18 protein-coding genes are annotated in these 13,778 nt (G+C 65.1%); 12 read left to right on the top strand and 6 right to left on the bottom strand.

All coding sequences use genetic code 11. The features are described from left to right. Nucleotides 1–87: 87 nt before the first annotated feature. Nucleotides 88–741, bottom strand: coding sequence for an HAD family hydrolase (locus IEY49_RS08040; RefSeq protein ID WP_189006426.1), 654 nt, complete (start codon nt 739–741; stop codon nt 88–90). Between the two features lie 339 nt (nt 742–1,080). Between IEY49_RS08040 and IEY49_RS08035 the strand changes: the two genes are divergently transcribed. Further along, nucleotides 1,081–1,767, top strand: coding sequence for a Bax inhibitor-1/YccA family protein (locus IEY49_RS08035; protein WP_189006424.1), 687 nt, complete (start codon nt 1,081–1,083; stop codon nt 1,765–1,767). Between the two features lie 284 nt (nt 1,768–2,051). On the opposite strand, the gene IEY49_RS08030 is transcribed toward IEY49_RS08035, so the two are convergent. The 3 genes from IEY49_RS08030 to IEY49_RS08020 all read right to left on the bottom strand — a co-directional run bounded on the left by IEY49_RS08030 (nt 2,052) and on the right by IEY49_RS08020 (nt 4,495). After that, on the bottom strand, nt 2,052–2,861 hold the full coding sequence (locus IEY49_RS08030) for a hypothetical protein (protein WP_189006421.1): 810 nt from the start codon (nt 2,859–2,861) through the stop codon (nt 2,052–2,054). Between the two features lie 180 nt (nt 2,862–3,041). After that, nucleotides 3,042–3,464, bottom strand: a complete 423-nt coding sequence (locus tag IEY49_RS08025; protein ID WP_189006418.1) for a hypothetical protein — start codon at nt 3,462–3,464, stop codon at nt 3,042–3,044. 290 nt (nt 3,465–3,754) lie between these two features. Further along, nucleotides 3,755–4,495 carry a metallophosphoesterase family protein gene (locus IEY49_RS08020; protein ID WP_189006415.1) on the bottom strand — a complete coding sequence of 247 codons (741 nt, stop codon included), beginning with the start codon at nt 4,493–4,495 and terminating at the stop codon, nt 3,755–3,757. A 154-nt stretch (nt 4,496–4,649) separates the two neighbouring features. On the opposite strand from IEY49_RS08020, the gene dcd reads away from it, so the two are divergent. The 6 genes from dcd (at nt 4,650) to IEY49_RS07990 (ending at nt 8,740) form a co-directional block, all read left to right on the top strand. Then, the gene (gene dcd, locus IEY49_RS08015; protein WP_189006412.1) at nt 4,650–5,210 is read left to right on the top strand and encodes a dCTP deaminase; all 561 of its coding nucleotides are present in this window, start codon (nt 4,650–4,652) and stop codon (nt 5,208–5,210) included. A 16-nt stretch (nt 5,211–5,226) separates the two neighbouring features. After that, nucleotides 5,227–5,712, top strand: a complete 486-nt coding sequence (locus IEY49_RS08010; protein WP_308424648.1) for a GNAT family N-acetyltransferase — start codon at nt 5,227–5,229, stop codon at nt 5,710–5,712. Nucleotides 5,713–5,846: 134 nt separating this feature from the next. Then, complete coding sequence (locus IEY49_RS08005) at nt 5,847–6,068, top strand: hypothetical protein (protein ID WP_189006406.1); 222 nt, start codon at nt 5,847–5,849, stop codon at nt 6,066–6,068. A 235-nt stretch (nt 6,069–6,303) separates the two neighbouring features. After that, a complete protein-coding gene (locus tag IEY49_RS08000; protein ID WP_189006403.1) occupies nt 6,304–7,476 on the top strand; it encodes an acetyl-CoA C-acetyltransferase in 1,173 nt (390 codons plus the stop codon). 44 nt (nt 7,477–7,520) lie between these two features. Further along, a complete protein-coding gene (locus IEY49_RS07995) occupies nt 7,521–8,216 on the top strand; it encodes an ankyrin repeat domain-containing protein (protein ID WP_189006400.1) in 696 nt (231 codons plus the stop codon). Between the two features lie 23 nt (nt 8,217–8,239). Beyond that, on the top strand, nt 8,240–8,740 hold the full coding sequence (locus tag IEY49_RS07990; protein WP_189006397.1) for a hypothetical protein: 501 nt from the start codon (nt 8,240–8,242) through the stop codon (nt 8,738–8,740). An 88-nt stretch (nt 8,741–8,828) separates the two neighbouring features. On the opposite strand, the gene IEY49_RS07985 is transcribed toward IEY49_RS07990, so the two are convergent. Both IEY49_RS07985 and purB read right to left on the bottom strand, forming a co-directional pair. Beyond that, entirely contained in the window at nt 8,829–9,164 is a 336-nt protein-coding gene (locus IEY49_RS07985; protein WP_189006395.1) for a non-heme iron oxygenase ferredoxin subunit, read from the bottom strand. Nucleotides 9,165–9,187: 23 nt separating this feature from the next. Then, the gene (gene purB, locus IEY49_RS07980; RefSeq protein ID WP_189006392.1) at nt 9,188–10,495 is read right to left on the bottom strand and encodes an adenylosuccinate lyase; all 1,308 of its coding nucleotides are present in this window, start codon (nt 10,493–10,495) and stop codon (nt 9,188–9,190) included. A gap of 145 nt (nt 10,496–10,640) precedes the next feature. Here purB and IEY49_RS07975 point away from each other — a divergent pair, with 145 nt between their 5' ends. The 5 genes from IEY49_RS07975 (at nt 10,641) to IEY49_RS07955 (ending at nt 13,769) form a co-directional block, all read left to right on the top strand. Next, the gene (locus IEY49_RS07975; RefSeq protein WP_189006389.1) at nt 10,641–11,303 is read left to right on the top strand and encodes a hypothetical protein; all 663 of its coding nucleotides are present in this window, start codon (nt 10,641–10,643) and stop codon (nt 11,301–11,303) included. 63 nt (nt 11,304–11,366) lie between these two features. Beyond that, nucleotides 11,367–12,152, top strand: a complete 786-nt coding sequence (locus IEY49_RS07970; protein WP_189006386.1) for an inositol monophosphatase family protein — start codon at nt 11,367–11,369, stop codon at nt 12,150–12,152. A 2-nt stretch (nt 12,153–12,154) separates the two neighbouring features. Then, nucleotides 12,155–12,331: a hypothetical protein gene (locus IEY49_RS07965; protein ID WP_189006383.1), complete on the top strand. Its 177-nt coding sequence runs from the start codon at nt 12,155–12,157 to the stop codon at nt 12,329–12,331. An 87-nt stretch (nt 12,332–12,418) separates the two neighbouring features. Then, a complete protein-coding gene (locus tag IEY49_RS07960) occupies nt 12,419–12,838 on the top strand; it encodes a hypothetical protein (RefSeq protein ID WP_189006380.1) in 420 nt (139 codons plus the stop codon). A 19-nt stretch (nt 12,839–12,857) separates the two neighbouring features. After that, nucleotides 12,858–13,769 (top strand): histone deacetylase family protein, encoded by a 912-nt coding sequence (locus IEY49_RS07955; RefSeq protein ID WP_189006377.1) that lies wholly within the window; start codon nt 12,858–12,860, stop codon nt 13,767–13,769. The last annotated feature ends 9 nt before the right edge of the window (nt 13,770–13,778 follow it).

Genomic DNA, 13,778 nt, shown 5'->3' with positions numbered 1-13,778 from the left:
GAAGGCACAGTGCGTCCTGCTTCTTTGCGGAACGCGTAGTCCACTGGCTTTCAGACTTTTACCTCGCAGGTGCCACACCGATTTCCCTCAGGCCAGCAGCGAATCGTCCAGCTGGTTCAGCCAGTCCTGCGGGCTGTCATATACCGCCACCGCTCCCTCAAAGCGGTCGTCCCCGCCGCAGCGCAGGGCCACGGCCTTCACCCCTGCCCTGCTCGCGCTCTCTATGTCGAAGGGCGTGTCTCCCACCATCAGCACCTCGGCCGGGTCCAGACCAAGTTTGCCCACCGCCGCCTGCACGATGTCAGGTTCAGGTTTGGAAGCTTCCACGTCAGAGGCCGTGGTGCGCTCGGTGAGAAGATCCTCGGCCTGTGCAATTTTCAGCAGTCCATCGACCAGCGCTTCGTCTGCCGAGGTGCCGGCAATAAGTTTCAGGCCGCGTTCCTGCAGGGCCTGCAGCAGCGCGCGGGTACCGGGCTGCGACTGCACGTGTGGCAACTCGTCCTGCTGGAAGTGGTTCTTCCATCCCTCGCTAAGCTGCTCGTAGGCAGGGTGTCCCTTCTCGATCCCCGTCAGGCGCGGCACCAGCTGATCTCCCCCCATCCCGATCAGGGGTCGGACCTGTTCGAACGGCACCTCGAACCCTGCATCCGCAAAGGCTCGCACCCAGGCCCGGGCATGGCCATCATTGCTGTCGACCAGGGTTCCGTCGATATCGAAGATCACGCCTCGGTACGGGGTCATTCCGCAAACCTATCCGCTGGCCTGGGGCCCCACGTAAGAATGGTGCTGGTCAGCACTTCATGCTGCAGCCCCAGGCCACTCCACCCGCGTAGCCAGGCAGGGTGACGCAGACACCGAAAATGCCGCGGACACTGCACCCCGAAGGCATCCGCACCTTCCTGTTTTTTCGGAACTCCAGCCGCAGGAGACCAGCAGCACACGTATATGTGGCAGAAGTGCGCCCGACGAACTCAAGGCGACAGACGTCAGGTTCGCGCGTTCTTCATCTGAGCCCTGACTCCGCCGGGTCTGTGACGTTATCGGGAACCCGGACACGCCGGGCGACGTATTCTGAGGTGTATGCAGACTTATCCTTCTGTCAGAAGTGGAACGGCGGACCTGGTCCGCACGTTCATGGCCCGAACCTACTCCTGGATGGCCGCCGGTCTGGCCCTGACCGCCGGTGTCGCCTACCTGACTGCCCAGAATGAAGCCCTTGCCATGCAGGTCATGGCCCTCCGCCTGCCCCTGATCCTGGCGCAGCTTGCGCTGGTGTTCGTGCTGAGCATTTTCGCCCAGCGCCTGTCGAGTGCTGTGGCCGGCATGCTGTTTATCGGCTACGCCGCCCTGACCGGCCTGACTTTCAGCGCCCTGCTGTTCGCCTACTCGCCCACCGCCGTCATTACGGCCTTTGCTACCACTGCCGGTACCTTCGGCCTGATGAGCGTCGCCGGCTTCGTCATCAAGAAGGACCTTAGTGCCATGGGCCGCTTCTTCCTGTTCGCCGTGCTGGGGCTGATCGTGGCCATGATCGTCAACCTGTTCGTGGCCAGCAGCGCCCTGACGCTGGGCATCAGCATCGTGGGCGTACTGGTGTTCGCTGGCCTGACCGCATACCACACCCAGATGCTGCGTAACCTGGCCCTCAGCGGCATTTCCGGCGAGCAGGCCGAGCGTTCGGCCATCAACGGTGCCCTGGCCCTGTACCTGGATTTCATCAACATGTTCCTGTTTATCCTGCGTCTGTTTGGTGGCAGCCGCGACTGAGCGCCCTCAGCGCTTCCCCTTTCTCCCCCTGCGGCTTCAGCAACGACCCGGACCTTCTGGTCCGGGTTTTCTGTTTCCTTGTTATGTGCTCGAACGTAACACCCAGGCCGAGTTGGCACCGACCAGCTTATGGTGCTTGGTAGCCAGCTGATGGTGCTTTGGGGCACTACGGGTGGCCTGGTGCCCGGTAGGCATCCCGCCCACGACGGACAGACCATGGGTCTGAAAGGCGAGCAGGGCCGCCAGACGCTGAGCCCTGAGGAAGGCCATTGACTCGGCGCGGTTCAGACCCGGCTGCAGGTCCAGCGCATCTCTCCGCTCGCGGTCGGGATCACGATCCACAGGCGGCCACCTTCCAGAAGCTCAGCCGTGGCCCGGTCAAAGCCGCTCCCACTGAAATGCGTCAGCCCCGTGGCAGCGTCGAAGCGCCAGCGTCCGGCAGCCCCGTAGACGTCCTTGTACGCGCCGCCCGAAAGCAGATTGAAGTATCCCCGGGTCTCGATCTCGTAGGTATAGCTGCCATTGAGAAAGCGCGGGACACTCTGAGCGCACCCGTACTTGCCCGGGGCAGGGACCTTCGCCGCCGGCTTCGGGGCAACTTTGGTCGGCGCCGGCGCGGCTTTCATGGGAGGCGGTGCGGGTGCAGGCTTTACGGCTGGTTGTGACCTCGCTGCCTTCAACTGGCACCAGCCGAGCACCACACTCTCCGCGTCTCCATACAGCACTCCCACGTACCGGTTGCTCTTTTCGGTCAGCAGGAACGACAGGGAATAGCTTTCGTCGTCTTCGTCCTCGGCCAGCTGACTGAAGGTCATGCTCCGGGCCTTGAACTGGGAGGCGAGGTTATCACTGATCTGCTCGGCGAGATCAGCGTTGTCCCAGACCAGGTATTCGCTAGTCTGGCAGCCACTGTTCTGGTCTTTGGCCAGCGCGTTCAGCAGTTGCCCGAATTTGCGGGTCGCAGTGGCGTCGGTAACCCGCACCGCGCCGTTCGTCAGCGGAATACGCAGCAGAACAGAGGTGCTGGCCGGGCCTTGCTGCGAAGAAGCTGCCGAGCCGAGCAGCGCACAGAGAAGTAACAGGGTTCGCTTCACCTTGGACCTTCCTTCAGGGAGTGACGTGCCGGCAGTGTAGAAGCAGTTCACTAACGAATCACTCACAGCTTCCCAGGACGTCCCAACTCCTCCTCGCCTAGCGGCGCAAGCACCCAGCTCCTGTCTGCACTTAAGGTCTCAAGCTGTTTCCCTGAAGGCTGGTCGGCCCACGGAGCACCTTCAGGCTCCTTCGCGGATAGCCCGCACTTCCAGCAGTCCAGACTCCACAAACGTGGTGCCGTCGCGTGCCTGGTTGTACTCGGCCCACAGCTGTTCCAGATCGGCCTGGAGCCTGCCCTGCCCGGCCTCGTCAAGGGCCATGAAACTGCGGTGGGTTGGGCCGTAGTAGGTGCGGAAGGAGTTCACCACCTCAGCCGGCGGGAACGGATACACGAATGGGTACATCCGGCGTTCCATGTGCAGGGAACCGATGCCGGAGTGCAGCCGCTCGCGCTCGCCGGGTTGAAGATTCAGCCGGTCCAGAAAATCCAGGGCGCCCGGTTCCAGCGCCTTGGCGAAGCGGCCGTAGTCTCCGCTCTCCCAGGTGGCCTTGAGACGGGCCTTGAGCGTCTGCATTTCAGGCGTCATGGCGGGTGCAGTCATACTGTTCTCCTCCGGGCATGGCGCAGGTCGCGGGAGCGGACCAGGCGACCTGCCAGGGCAAATCTCTGTGGCGCAGCCCTGTGGTCTGTCACGACGACACAGGCCAGCAGGCACCACAGGAACAGGACGAACCGACGAGAAATACGCGGGCACGGGAGACGATCACCCCCTGGGAGCAGGCGCCCTATGCACGCTTCACCAGGATCAGGGCCTCTGAGGTCCTTTTTACTGTACTCCGCGGCCGCTCAGGCAACCAGACAGGCGGCGCAGACGCCCACCCGTTGCTGGCCTCAGTCGCCGCGGCCGTCCATGACACCACTGCCCAGCAGCTGGGCCTGGAAGTCTCCGAACGGGGTGTGGGTGCGCGCCCAGGAAACGGCGGCCTCCACGTCGTAAGGCACGGCCAGGAATTCCACGGCCCAGTGGCTGCCCCGCCTTTCGAGCAAGGTCCAGCGGGCGCGGGGATCACCGTCCACCTGATCGCTGACGGCCCCGGCGTTGACCACCAGTGTGTCACCCACCCGGGTCGCGCCGGGCCGGTGGGTGTGGCCGCAGACGACAACCTCGGCCTGCCATGACTCAACGACACCCCGCAGCTCGAGTGGGTCACGCGAACGGTAAAATCCCCGCCCGTCCGCGCCACGGTCCCAGACCCACAGCAGGCTTTCCCAGCTGCTGTCCGGCGTGCCGTGGCAGGCCAGGAGCCGCCCGCCGTCCAGTCGGGCCGTCAGGGGAAGGGCCGCCAGCCGCGCCACGGTAGCGTCATCCAGCTGGGTTTCAAGCCAGGCCCCGTACTGCAGGCTCAGCGGATTGCGCCGGCCGCCGGGCCAGAGCTTTTCCTCGTTGTTGCCGCGCACCTCCACTGCACCCAGCCTGGCCTGCAGGCACGCGGCGCGCCAGGGGTCGGCACTTCCCTCCACCTGATCGCCCAGATTGACGATCACGTCCGGCGCCGCCAGATGCACCGCGCGCAGCGTGGCTTCCAGAGCAAAAGCGTTGCCGTGTACATCGGAAATAACTGCCACCCGCACGCCCGCAGCCTAGAGCAGTTCCCTGGATTCCGCTACCGAGAAGACAGACTCGCAGCGGCTCCATTCTGCGTCCTGCCCGGCAAAATCCACTCGTTACGCCCGGTCAGCTCGATGCCATCTTCTTGACCGATGCTCTGGCGCGCTAGCATGCGGCATGAGCATTCTGCCCGACTGGCGGATTCGTGAACTGGCCCAAGGCGGGATGATCGAACCCTTTGAAGACCGGCTGGTCCGCACCGCCGAAAGCGCGCACGTCATCAGCTATGGCCTGAGCAGTTTTGGCTACGACCTGCGCTGCGCCGACGAGTGGAAGGTGTTTACCAATGTCATGAGCGCCATCGTGGACCCCAAGGCCTTCGACGACCGGTCCTTTGTGGATATTCAGGCGAGCGAGATCATCATTCCGCCCAACAGTTTCGTGCTGGCGCGCAGCCTGGAATACCTGCGGATTCCGGAGAACGTGATGGTGGTGGCGCTGGGCAAATCGACCTATGCGCGCTGCGGCATCGTGGCCAATGTCACGCCGCTGGAGCCGGGCTGGGAAGGCCATGTGACGCTGGAATTCAGCAACACCACGCCTCTGCCCGCCAAGATGTACGCCTTTGAAGGCTGCGTTCAGCTGCTGTTTTTTGAGGGCGAACGGCCAGAGGTCACCTATGGGGACCGCCAGGGCAAGTACCAGGGGCAGCGCGGCGTGACCCTGCCGAGGCTGTAAAGGCCTCAGATTTCCAATGATCCGCCAGCGGCAGGCAGGTGACCTGAGAGACTTGCAACTCGCCATGCGAGAAGTTCACGAGGCCGAAGGGTATCCCTCGATGTGGCCGGCGGATCCCATGGCCTTTCTCCAACCGTCGGGAACGGTGGCAGGCCGGGTCGCCGTACAACACGAACAGGTGATGGGACAGGTGCTGCTGTGTTCCCTGAGTCACGGTTCCTGGGCCGCGCAGCTTCCGCCGGAAACCCTGGAGGTCAAGCGGCTGTTCGTCGCGCCGGCTGGTCGCGGGCTTGGCCTGGGACGCGCCCTGATGGAAGCGGCCACGGCACACGCACGAACACTGGGCCGCCCGGCTGCGCTTCAGGTCGCAGAACACAATCGCGCGGCCCTGGCGCTGTATCAGGCGCTCGACTGGCGCCACCTGACCAGGGGGCAGGCGACCTGGAGCGGCCCCGATGGACATAGGCCGATGGTGGCTGTGCTGCAGTCGCCTCCAATCTGAGGTGCCTGCCCAGTGCCCGTCCATCCGGCGCAGAACGCATGAGCCTGCCTGTCCGGACGAACCGCCCGGCATTTGTAAACGCAATTTGAGGCGATCCGAAAGTTCGCCAAGACACCCTCTGTCAGGCTATCCGTATGCCAGACAAGGATGACAAGAACAAGGGCCACACCAGCCAGCCGCAGGACTACGACCGCAACAGCCAGGAAGTGCATGAGATCAACCACGACCGCAAGCCGTCCCTGAAAGGCGTCAACGACCGCGAGGCGAACGCGGCCCGCAACACCGAACATGATGGGCATAAAGAGCAGCAGGACGTGGAGCAGGCACGGTCGGTCCCTGCCAGCAAACAGGGATAAGCCCAGGCGTCCATATTCCTTCAAGACGGGGCCTGGTCCCGTCTTTTTCTTTGGGCTGCCTGACAGCAACCTTTACCCGCGAAGACCTGAGGACCAAATGGCCCACACAGTCCAGTTCACACAGGCCTTTTCCACCTGATGCTGGTCCGCGCATGGTGGACGTTTCGCAGCTTGTGCCCCCATGGGGTCCCGGGCCTGCTCACTGTCCGTAACGACCGGCCGCTAGACTCGGCCTGTGAACAAAATGGTCATCGTGGCGGCCAAGCGCACGCCGATTGGAAGCTTTATGGGCGCCCTGAAGGACGTCAGCGCCGTCGATCTGGGGATTACGGCCACGCGTGCCGTATTGGGCGGTCTGGAAAGTGCCCACGTGGCCGATGTGATTGTGGGGAACGTATTGCAGGCAGGGCAGGGCATGAATGTGGCCCGGCAGATCGCACTGGGTTCCGGGCTGCCCCATGACGTCCCCGGACTGACGGTCAACCGGGTGTGCGGCAGTGGTCTGCAGGCCGTCGTAAGCGCCGTGCAGGGCCTCAAGTCCGGCGACGGGCAGCTGTACCTGGCCGGCGGCACCGAGAACATGAGCCGCGCGCCCTTCCTGCTGCCGCGTGCCCGTGAAGGCTACCGGCTGGGGCACGCCCAGGCGCTGGACAGCATCCTGTCCGATGGCCTGACAGACGTGTTCCACGACTACCACATGGGTGTGACGGCCGAAAACGTCGCCGAAGCCTGGAACCTGAGCCGCGAGGAGCAGGACGCCTTTGCTCTGGAAAGCCAGAACCGCGCAGCTGCCGCGCAGGAAGGCGGCCACTTTGCAGACGAACTGATCAGCGTGGAAGTGCCGGGCCGCAAGGGACCAACCGTTTTTGACCGCGATGAGTACCCGCGCGCCACCACCGCCGAGGCCCTGGCCAAGCTGAAGCCCGCTTTCAAGAAGGATGGCACCGTCACCGCCGGCAATGCCAGTGGGATCAACGACGGGGCGGCCATGCTGGTCGTGACTACCGAGGACTACGCTCAGGCCAACGGACTGACGGTCCTGGCGGAAATCACCAGTTATGCGGCCATCGGACTGGACCCCAAGATCATGGGTATCGGACCGGCCAAGGCCGTACCGGTGGCCCTGGGGCGCGCCGGCATGAAGGTCTCCGACGTGGACCTGTTCGAATTGAACGAGGCGTTTTCAGCGCAGTCACTCGCGGTGGTCCGTGACCTGGAAGTGGACGCGGCGAAAGTCAACATTACCGGCGGGGCCATTGCCCTGGGCCACCCGATCGGCGCTTCCGGTGCGCGTGTCCTGGTCACACTGATTCACCAGTTGCGCCGCACCGGCAAGGAAACCGGCGTGGCCAGCCTGTGCATCGGCGGCGGCATGGGCATTGCCATGGTGATCCGGGCCCGGGGGTAAACCTGCCGCCGAGCATGGCCCCCGGTGTCACGGTAGCCTGAGGCGTGACCACCGACGCCGTCAATGACCTGTTCAGTGCCATTCACGCCAACAACCTGCCGGGTGTACAACTGCTGATCACTGCCGAGCCTGAACTGCTGCGCTCGGTCAGTCCGTCCGGGCTGAGTCCGGTGCTGTTTGCCGCGTACTACCACCGTCCCGAGATTCTGCGGGCACTGATTGGTGCTGGGGCACCCCTGAGCGTGTTCGAAGCGGCGGCGGCCGGCGAGACGGGCCGGGTCCGCGCCCTGCTGGACGAGCAGCCCGATCTGGTATACGCCTTCAGCCCTGACGGCTTTTCGCCGCTGGGGCTGTCGGCGTTTTTCGGCCATGACGAGGTGGCCGAGCTCCTGCTGACGCATGGGGCCAACGTGAACGCCGTCAGCCAAAACGCTATGCAGGTGCGTCCCCTGCACTCTGCCGCGGCGGGAAACCACGCCCGGCTGGCCCAAGCACTGGTGATGGCCGGCGCTGAAGTGAACGCGGCACAGCACGGGGGCTTTACCCCACTGATGAGTGCGGCACAGAACGGCAGTACGGCGCTGGTGGAGTTTCTGCTCTCTGTGGGCGCGGACCCGTCTGCTCAGACAGCCGATGGCCAGGACGCCGCCGCTCTGGCGGCCGAAGGCGGGTATGAGGAAATTGTCATCCTGCTCAAGGGAGAGGCAAGCCCGCGTCAAGAAACGAGGAATGCACCCTGAGCCCGGGCTTGTCAGACTGAGGTATGAGTGAAGAACACAAGCTGATTGGTGAAACCGGGGCGCAGACCGGCTTCGAGACGCCAGACCCCAAAGACGATCACGCCAGCATCTACACCACCACCCCCGATTCCAGCAAGGTCAGCACGGCCAACAAGCTCAGCTACGAGCCGGTGGATGTGCCCGATCCCAAGGAGGTCACGGGGCAGTTCGACCATCTGGCCACGCGTGATCCGGTGGCCATGGACCACACCCTGCAGGCGGCCGAGATGGCTGGGGCGCAGACGGTGGGTGGCGTTGACACCGGCGCGCTGGACCTTGTTACACCGGTCGGCGGCATCGACTCCAACTCCAGACTGGGGCCAGCCATCGAGGACCGCACCCGCGCCGCTGATCCCAATCCCGGCTACACCCCTCCCAGTGAGATGACCGTGCCCCACGTCAGTGAGCGGCCCGCCGACCTGCCCGAAGGTGAGCGAGCCGAGTTGCAGAACGAGGTTCAGGGCCGGGACCAGACAGGCCGGTAACATCAGGAAATCCGGCGGGCCGCACAGATCATTCGTTCTGTGCGGCCCTTTCCTGGCCTGTCTGTTTCAGCGGTGATGATCGAGACAGCTACAGAGGCCCGACGTAGACCACGCCTTCTTCGGTGCGGGTCTGGTAGAGCCGCACGGGTTTCACGGCCGGCAGCGTGCGGGGTTTGCCGGTGGTGAGCTCGAACTTTGCCCCGTGCTTCTCGCAGGTGATTCGTCCCTGGCTGACCTCTCCGCCCAGCAGCGGGTAGTCCTTGTGGGTGCAGTTGTTGCGCAGAGCATAGAACTGTCCCTCGTAGCGCACCACCAGCACGCTCACGCCCTGCACGTCCACGGCACGCTGGTGGCCTTCAGGCAATTCGGCTTCCAGGCCGACTTCTACCCAGCCGGCCTGTTCAGCAGTGATGGCTTCGCTCATGGCGGCACTCTACCTATTCCCGCTTACAGCCCGAAGCGGGCGTAGATATCGTCCACGTGCCGCAGGTACCAGCCCAGGTCGAAGGCCGCATCCAGTTCGGCGTCACTCAGGGGATTCTCCGGGTCGGCCTTCAGCAGGTCACGCAGGCCCTCCCCTGTTTCCCAGCTGCGCAGGGCATTGCGCTGAACCAGTCCGTAGGCGTCCTCGCGCATCATGCCTTTCTCGTCAATCAGGGCGTGCAGGACTCGCTGGCTGAACACCAGGCCGCCCAGATCGTTGAGGTTGCGCAGCATGCGGTCCGGGAACACCACCAGATCGCGCAGCACGCCGGTCAGGCGCCGGGCGGCATAACTGGCTGCGGCCGTGGCGTCCGGCAGAATCACGCGCTCGGCACTGGAATGCGAGATGTCCCGCTCGTGCCACAGGGCCACGTTTTCCAGGCCAGTCACCAGAAAACCGCGCAGCAACCGGGCAAAACCGGTGACGTTCTCGGTCAGGATCGGGTTTTTCTTGTGCGGCATGGAGCTGCTGCCGGTCTGCCCCTTGCCAAAGGGCTCCATGGCTTCACGCACCTCACTGCGCTGCAGGTGGCGGATCTCCACGGCGATCTTCTCCAGGGTGGCCCCCAGGATCGCCAGGGCCGAGAGCACCTCGGCGTGCCGGTCGCGCGACAGCGTCTGGTTGGTCACCGGCGCGGCCTGCCAGCCCCACATGGCCGCCACGTCTTCCTCCACCCGGGGGGAAACGTGGGCGTAGGTTCCAACCGAGCCCGAGAGCATCACCACCTGCACACGCCGGCGCGCGGAGGCCAGGCGTTCCAGGTCACGGTCCAGCGCGGCCATCCAGTTCAGGAACTTCAGCCCGAACGTCATGGGCTCGGCGTGAATGCCGTGTGTGCGCCCCACTGTGGGCGTGTGCTTGTGCGTCACGGCCTGGGTGCGGCAGACCTCACGCAGGGCCTGCACGTCCTGCTTGATCAGTTCCAGCGCCTGATCCAGCAGCAGGTTCTGTGCTGTGTCCACCACGTCGGTGCTGGTCAGGCCGTGGTGAATAAAGCGGGCCTCCTCACCGTAGCGGTCGGTCAGCGCGCGGGTAAAGGCCACGATGTCGTGCCGGGTCACGGCCTCGATCTCGGCCACTTTCTGGGCAAAGGCGTCGTCCAGCGGGTCGGCTTCGCTCCTGTGCACCAGCGCCGCATGCGCCTCACGCGGCACCTCACCGTGGCTGGCCTGGGCGTCCATGGCGCTCAGTTCCACTTTCAGCCAGGCGCGGTACTTGTTGGCCTCGCTCCACAATGCCTTCATCTCGGGCGTCAGATAACGGTCGATCACGACCGGCAGCGTAGCATCGTGCCGGAGCTGGACCGGTTGCTGATCTGGCCCTGACCCATCTGTGAGATGCCTCACCCCTTCCACACAGATTCACATCAGATTCGTCAGCTAGGGTTGAATGCAACCCATATTGGAGGTGCAGCACATGTCCAAATTCCTGATTCTGTCCGCCCTGCTTCTTGGTTCCGCCTTCGCGCAGACCACGACCACTCCCACGACCACCACGGTGTCGGTTCCCGGAACGCTGCCTGCTTCCGTGAAGAGTGAAATGGACGCCCTGAAGGCTTTCCTGGCCTCGGGCGGCAAGGTTCTGCTGCTGAACGCGAGCGGCACCGTCATCGGAACACTGAATGCGGACGGCACGGTCACCCTGACCGGAACGGCTACCCTGGCCGACGCCACCACCGTGCGCGCCACGGCACCCAACGGCACGGTCACCAACCTCACTCTGGCCCGCGACCTGTCCAAGCCCGGCGCCATCAAGCTGCAGTGGACCCAGCCTAACGGCAAGGTCGCCTCTCTGCCGCTGAGCGCCATTGTCAACCGCATGGCCAAGGCTCCCAGCGCGACAACTACGACGACCACAACCACTGCCGCCAAGGCCGAAGCCGAGAAAGCCAAGGCAGAGGCTGAGAAGGCCAGGGCTGAAGCCGAGCGCCTGAAGGCTGAAGCCAAAGCCAGAGCCGAAGCCGAGAAGGAACGCGCCAAAGCTGAAGCCGAGAAGGCCAAGGAGCAGGAGAAGGAGCAGGAAAAGGCCGCCAAGCAGGAACGCCCCACCAAGCCTGAGCGTCCCAACAACAAGAAGTAAGTTCCGACCTGTTCCAGGGCGCCGCGCTGACTCCATCAGCGGGGCGCCCTTTACACTGCCGCTATGACTGACGCCAGAAGCCTGATCCGGGCACGAGAGGTTGCTGTGCAGGCTGCCAGGGCAGCAGGTGAGGTGCATGCAGCCCACCTGGGACGCGTGCAGACGATCCGCACCAAGAGCACCTATGCCGATCTGGTCACCGAGGTGGACGGGGAGGCCGAGCGCGTAATCCGGGAGATCATCGCTGCGGCATACCCCGAGCACGCCGTGCTGGGGGAGGAAGAGGGCCAGCAGGGCGACAGTGAGTTCCGCTGGGTGGTAGATCCGCTGGACGGCACGGTGAATTATGCCCACGGGTATCCGGTGTTCTGCTCGTCCGTTGCACTTGAGGTTCGCGGAATACCAGCCGTGGGAGCCGTGTATGACGTCACCCGGGATGAGCTGTTCACTGCCGTCCAGGGACAGGGAGCCCTTCTTAACGGCACACCCATCCGCGTCAGCCAGACCCCCAGCCTGACAAGTCCGGCCCTGGTGGCCACCGGCTTTCCCTACGACAGCAGCGGCGAGCGCAATCTGGTTCATGTGGCCAAACTGCTCCGGCTGGGCGTGCCGGTGCGGCGCCCCGGTGCAGCGGCGCTGGACCTGTGCAACGTGGCCTGCGGGCGCATGGACGCCTACTGGGAACTGGGCCTCAAACGCTGGGACAGTGCGGCCGGCAGCCTGATCCTGCTTGAAGCGGGCGGCCGGGTCACCGATGGCAGCGGCGAGAACACGCCCTACGGCGAAATGATTGTCGCCACGAACGGGACGTTGCACGGCGAACTGCTCGTCCTGCTGCAGGCGAGCTGACCATGCTGCTGGGACTGCTGATCCTGATGCTGATCAGTATCAATCTGGGCGGCGTCTTTGCCCTGATCATGCAGGCTGGCCGGGGTGAGTGGGCGGGCGCCCTGAGCACGCTGCTGTTCATGATCTCGCTCGACGGCGTGGGTTTCTGGCTGCTGCGTGAATTGCGTGATCAGGGGTAAGCCGTGGCCCCCAGCCGGCCTTAAGCCATCTGGACCTGTCCAGGACAGCTTCCGGGGCGGCATGCTGGGCAGCCGGAGGGCAGGACGATGGACCGGGTACTGAACATTGAAGCAGCACGCCGTGGCTACGTGACGCCGCAGATGGCGCTTCGTGACTGGCTGCGCAGGTGGCAGAGCCGCCAGTACGCGCTGATGGCCCGTCACATGCCGCTGCCCCTGCGGGCCGGTCAGCGCCCCGAGGCAGCTGAACTGCGCCAGGCCTATCCGCCAGGGCTTCTGACGTTCAGCCTGCTCCCCGGCTACGACACCGACGCGGCCGTCACCGTAATCCCTGCCGTGCTGGTCCGTGTGGACAGCGACCAGACCAGCACACAGCTGTGGCGCTTCCGGATGATTCACCTGGACGGGGCGCACCAGCCGCTGGCGCGTGACCGCCGCGGGGGACGCTGGACCCTGCAGAGCGCCTCGGTGGTGCCTACGCCCCCACTTCCCCGCCTGCAGGCCTGAGACACGGCAGACTGGGCCCGTGACCCTGCCCGCCTCCGGCCATCCGTTTCGCGCCTATTCCCCAGCGGATTACGGTTTTCCGCTGCCCGACGGGCACCGCTTCCCGTACTACAAATACGCCGGGGTGCGCGAGCGGCTGCAGGGACTCCTGCCGGTGCTGGACACCCCGGCCCTGTCCTGGGCCGACGCCGGGCGGGTGCACGACCCGTTGTGGCTGCGCCGCTGGAGGCGAGGCGAGGTGGACCGGGCCGAGGAGCGCGCCTTCGGCCTGCCCTGGTCGGCGGGCGTGGTCGAGCGCGCCCGCCGCGCTGCGGGAGGCAGCCTGGCCGCGCTTCACGACGCCCTGGCCGTGGGCTGGGGCGCCAATCTGGCCGGCGGCACCCATCATGCCTTCCGTGACCGCGCCGAGGGCTTCTGTCTGGTCAACGACGCCGCGATCCTGACCCGCATCGCCCTGGACGAGGGACTGGCCCGGCGGGTGGCGGTGGTGGACCTGGACGTGCATCAGGGCAACGGCACCGCCGCGCTGCTGGGCGCCGAGGCGCGCGCCTTTACTCTCAGCATTCACGGAGAGCGCAACTACCCCTTTCGCAAGGAGCACAGTTCGCTGGACCTGGGCCTGGGAGACGGCATCACCGACGCCCAGTACCTGGATGTGCTGCGTACCCGGGCCCTGCCTGCCCTGGACGCCTTCCGGCCTGACTTGCTGCTGTATCTGGCGGGCGCCGACGTGCTGGCCGGCGACCGCTTCGGACGCTTTGCCCTGACGCTCTCCGGTGTGCATGAGCGCAACCGTGCGGTCCTGGGCTGGGCCCGGGCGGCGGGGGTGCCGGTCGTGACCATGATGGCCGGCGGCTACAACCGCGATCATGCCCTGACGGTCGAGGCCCACGCCAGCGTGGTGCTTGATGCCCTGGACCTGCTGGCCTGAAAGCCGCGC

It is taken from the genome of Deinococcus malanensis (assembly GCF_014647655.1).
GTDB classification, from domain to species: domain Bacteria; phylum Deinococcota; class Deinococci; order Deinococcales; family Deinococcaceae; genus Deinococcus; species Deinococcus malanensis.
Note: the sequence above shows the minus strand (reverse complement) of the source record. Positions and strands in the feature narration are given on the sequence as shown.

Excerpts from the sequence above, each read along its gene's own strand:
- IEY49_RS08040 (WP_189006426.1), bottom strand. The coding sequence starts at position 741 with ATGACCCCGTACCGAGGCGTGATCTTCGATATCGACGGAACCCTGGTC.
- IEY49_RS08035 (WP_189006424.1), top strand. The coding sequence starts at position 1,081 with ATGCAGACTTATCCTTCTGTCAGAAGTGGAACGGCGGACCTGGTCCGC.
- IEY49_RS08025 (WP_189006418.1), bottom strand. The coding sequence starts at position 3,464 with ATGACTGCACCCGCCATGACGCCTGAAATGCAGACGCTCAAGGCCCGT.
- dcd (WP_189006412.1), top strand. The coding sequence starts at position 4,650 with ATGAGCATTCTGCCCGACTGGCGGATTCGTGAACTGGCCCAAGGCGGG.
- IEY49_RS08010 (WP_308424648.1), top strand. The coding sequence starts at position 5,227 with ATGATCCGCCAGCGGCAGGCAGGTGACCTGAGAGACTTGCAACTCGCC.
- IEY49_RS08005 (WP_189006406.1), top strand. The coding sequence starts at position 5,847 with ATGCCAGACAAGGATGACAAGAACAAGGGCCACACCAGCCAGCCGCAG.
- IEY49_RS07990 (WP_189006397.1), top strand. The coding sequence starts at position 8,240 with ATGAGTGAAGAACACAAGCTGATTGGTGAAACCGGGGCGCAGACCGGC.
- IEY49_RS07985 (WP_189006395.1), bottom strand. The coding sequence starts at position 9,164 with ATGAGCGAAGCCATCACTGCTGAACAGGCCGGCTGGGTAGAAGTCGGC.
- IEY49_RS07975 (WP_189006389.1), top strand. The coding sequence starts at position 10,641 with ATGTCCAAATTCCTGATTCTGTCCGCCCTGCTTCTTGGTTCCGCCTTC.
- IEY49_RS07970 (WP_189006386.1), top strand. The coding sequence starts at position 11,367 with ATGACTGACGCCAGAAGCCTGATCCGGGCACGAGAGGTTGCTGTGCAG.
- IEY49_RS07965 (WP_189006383.1), top strand. The coding sequence starts at position 12,155 with ATGCTGCTGGGACTGCTGATCCTGATGCTGATCAGTATCAATCTGGGC.
- IEY49_RS07960 (WP_189006380.1), top strand. The coding sequence starts at position 12,419 with ATGGACCGGGTACTGAACATTGAAGCAGCACGCCGTGGCTACGTGACG.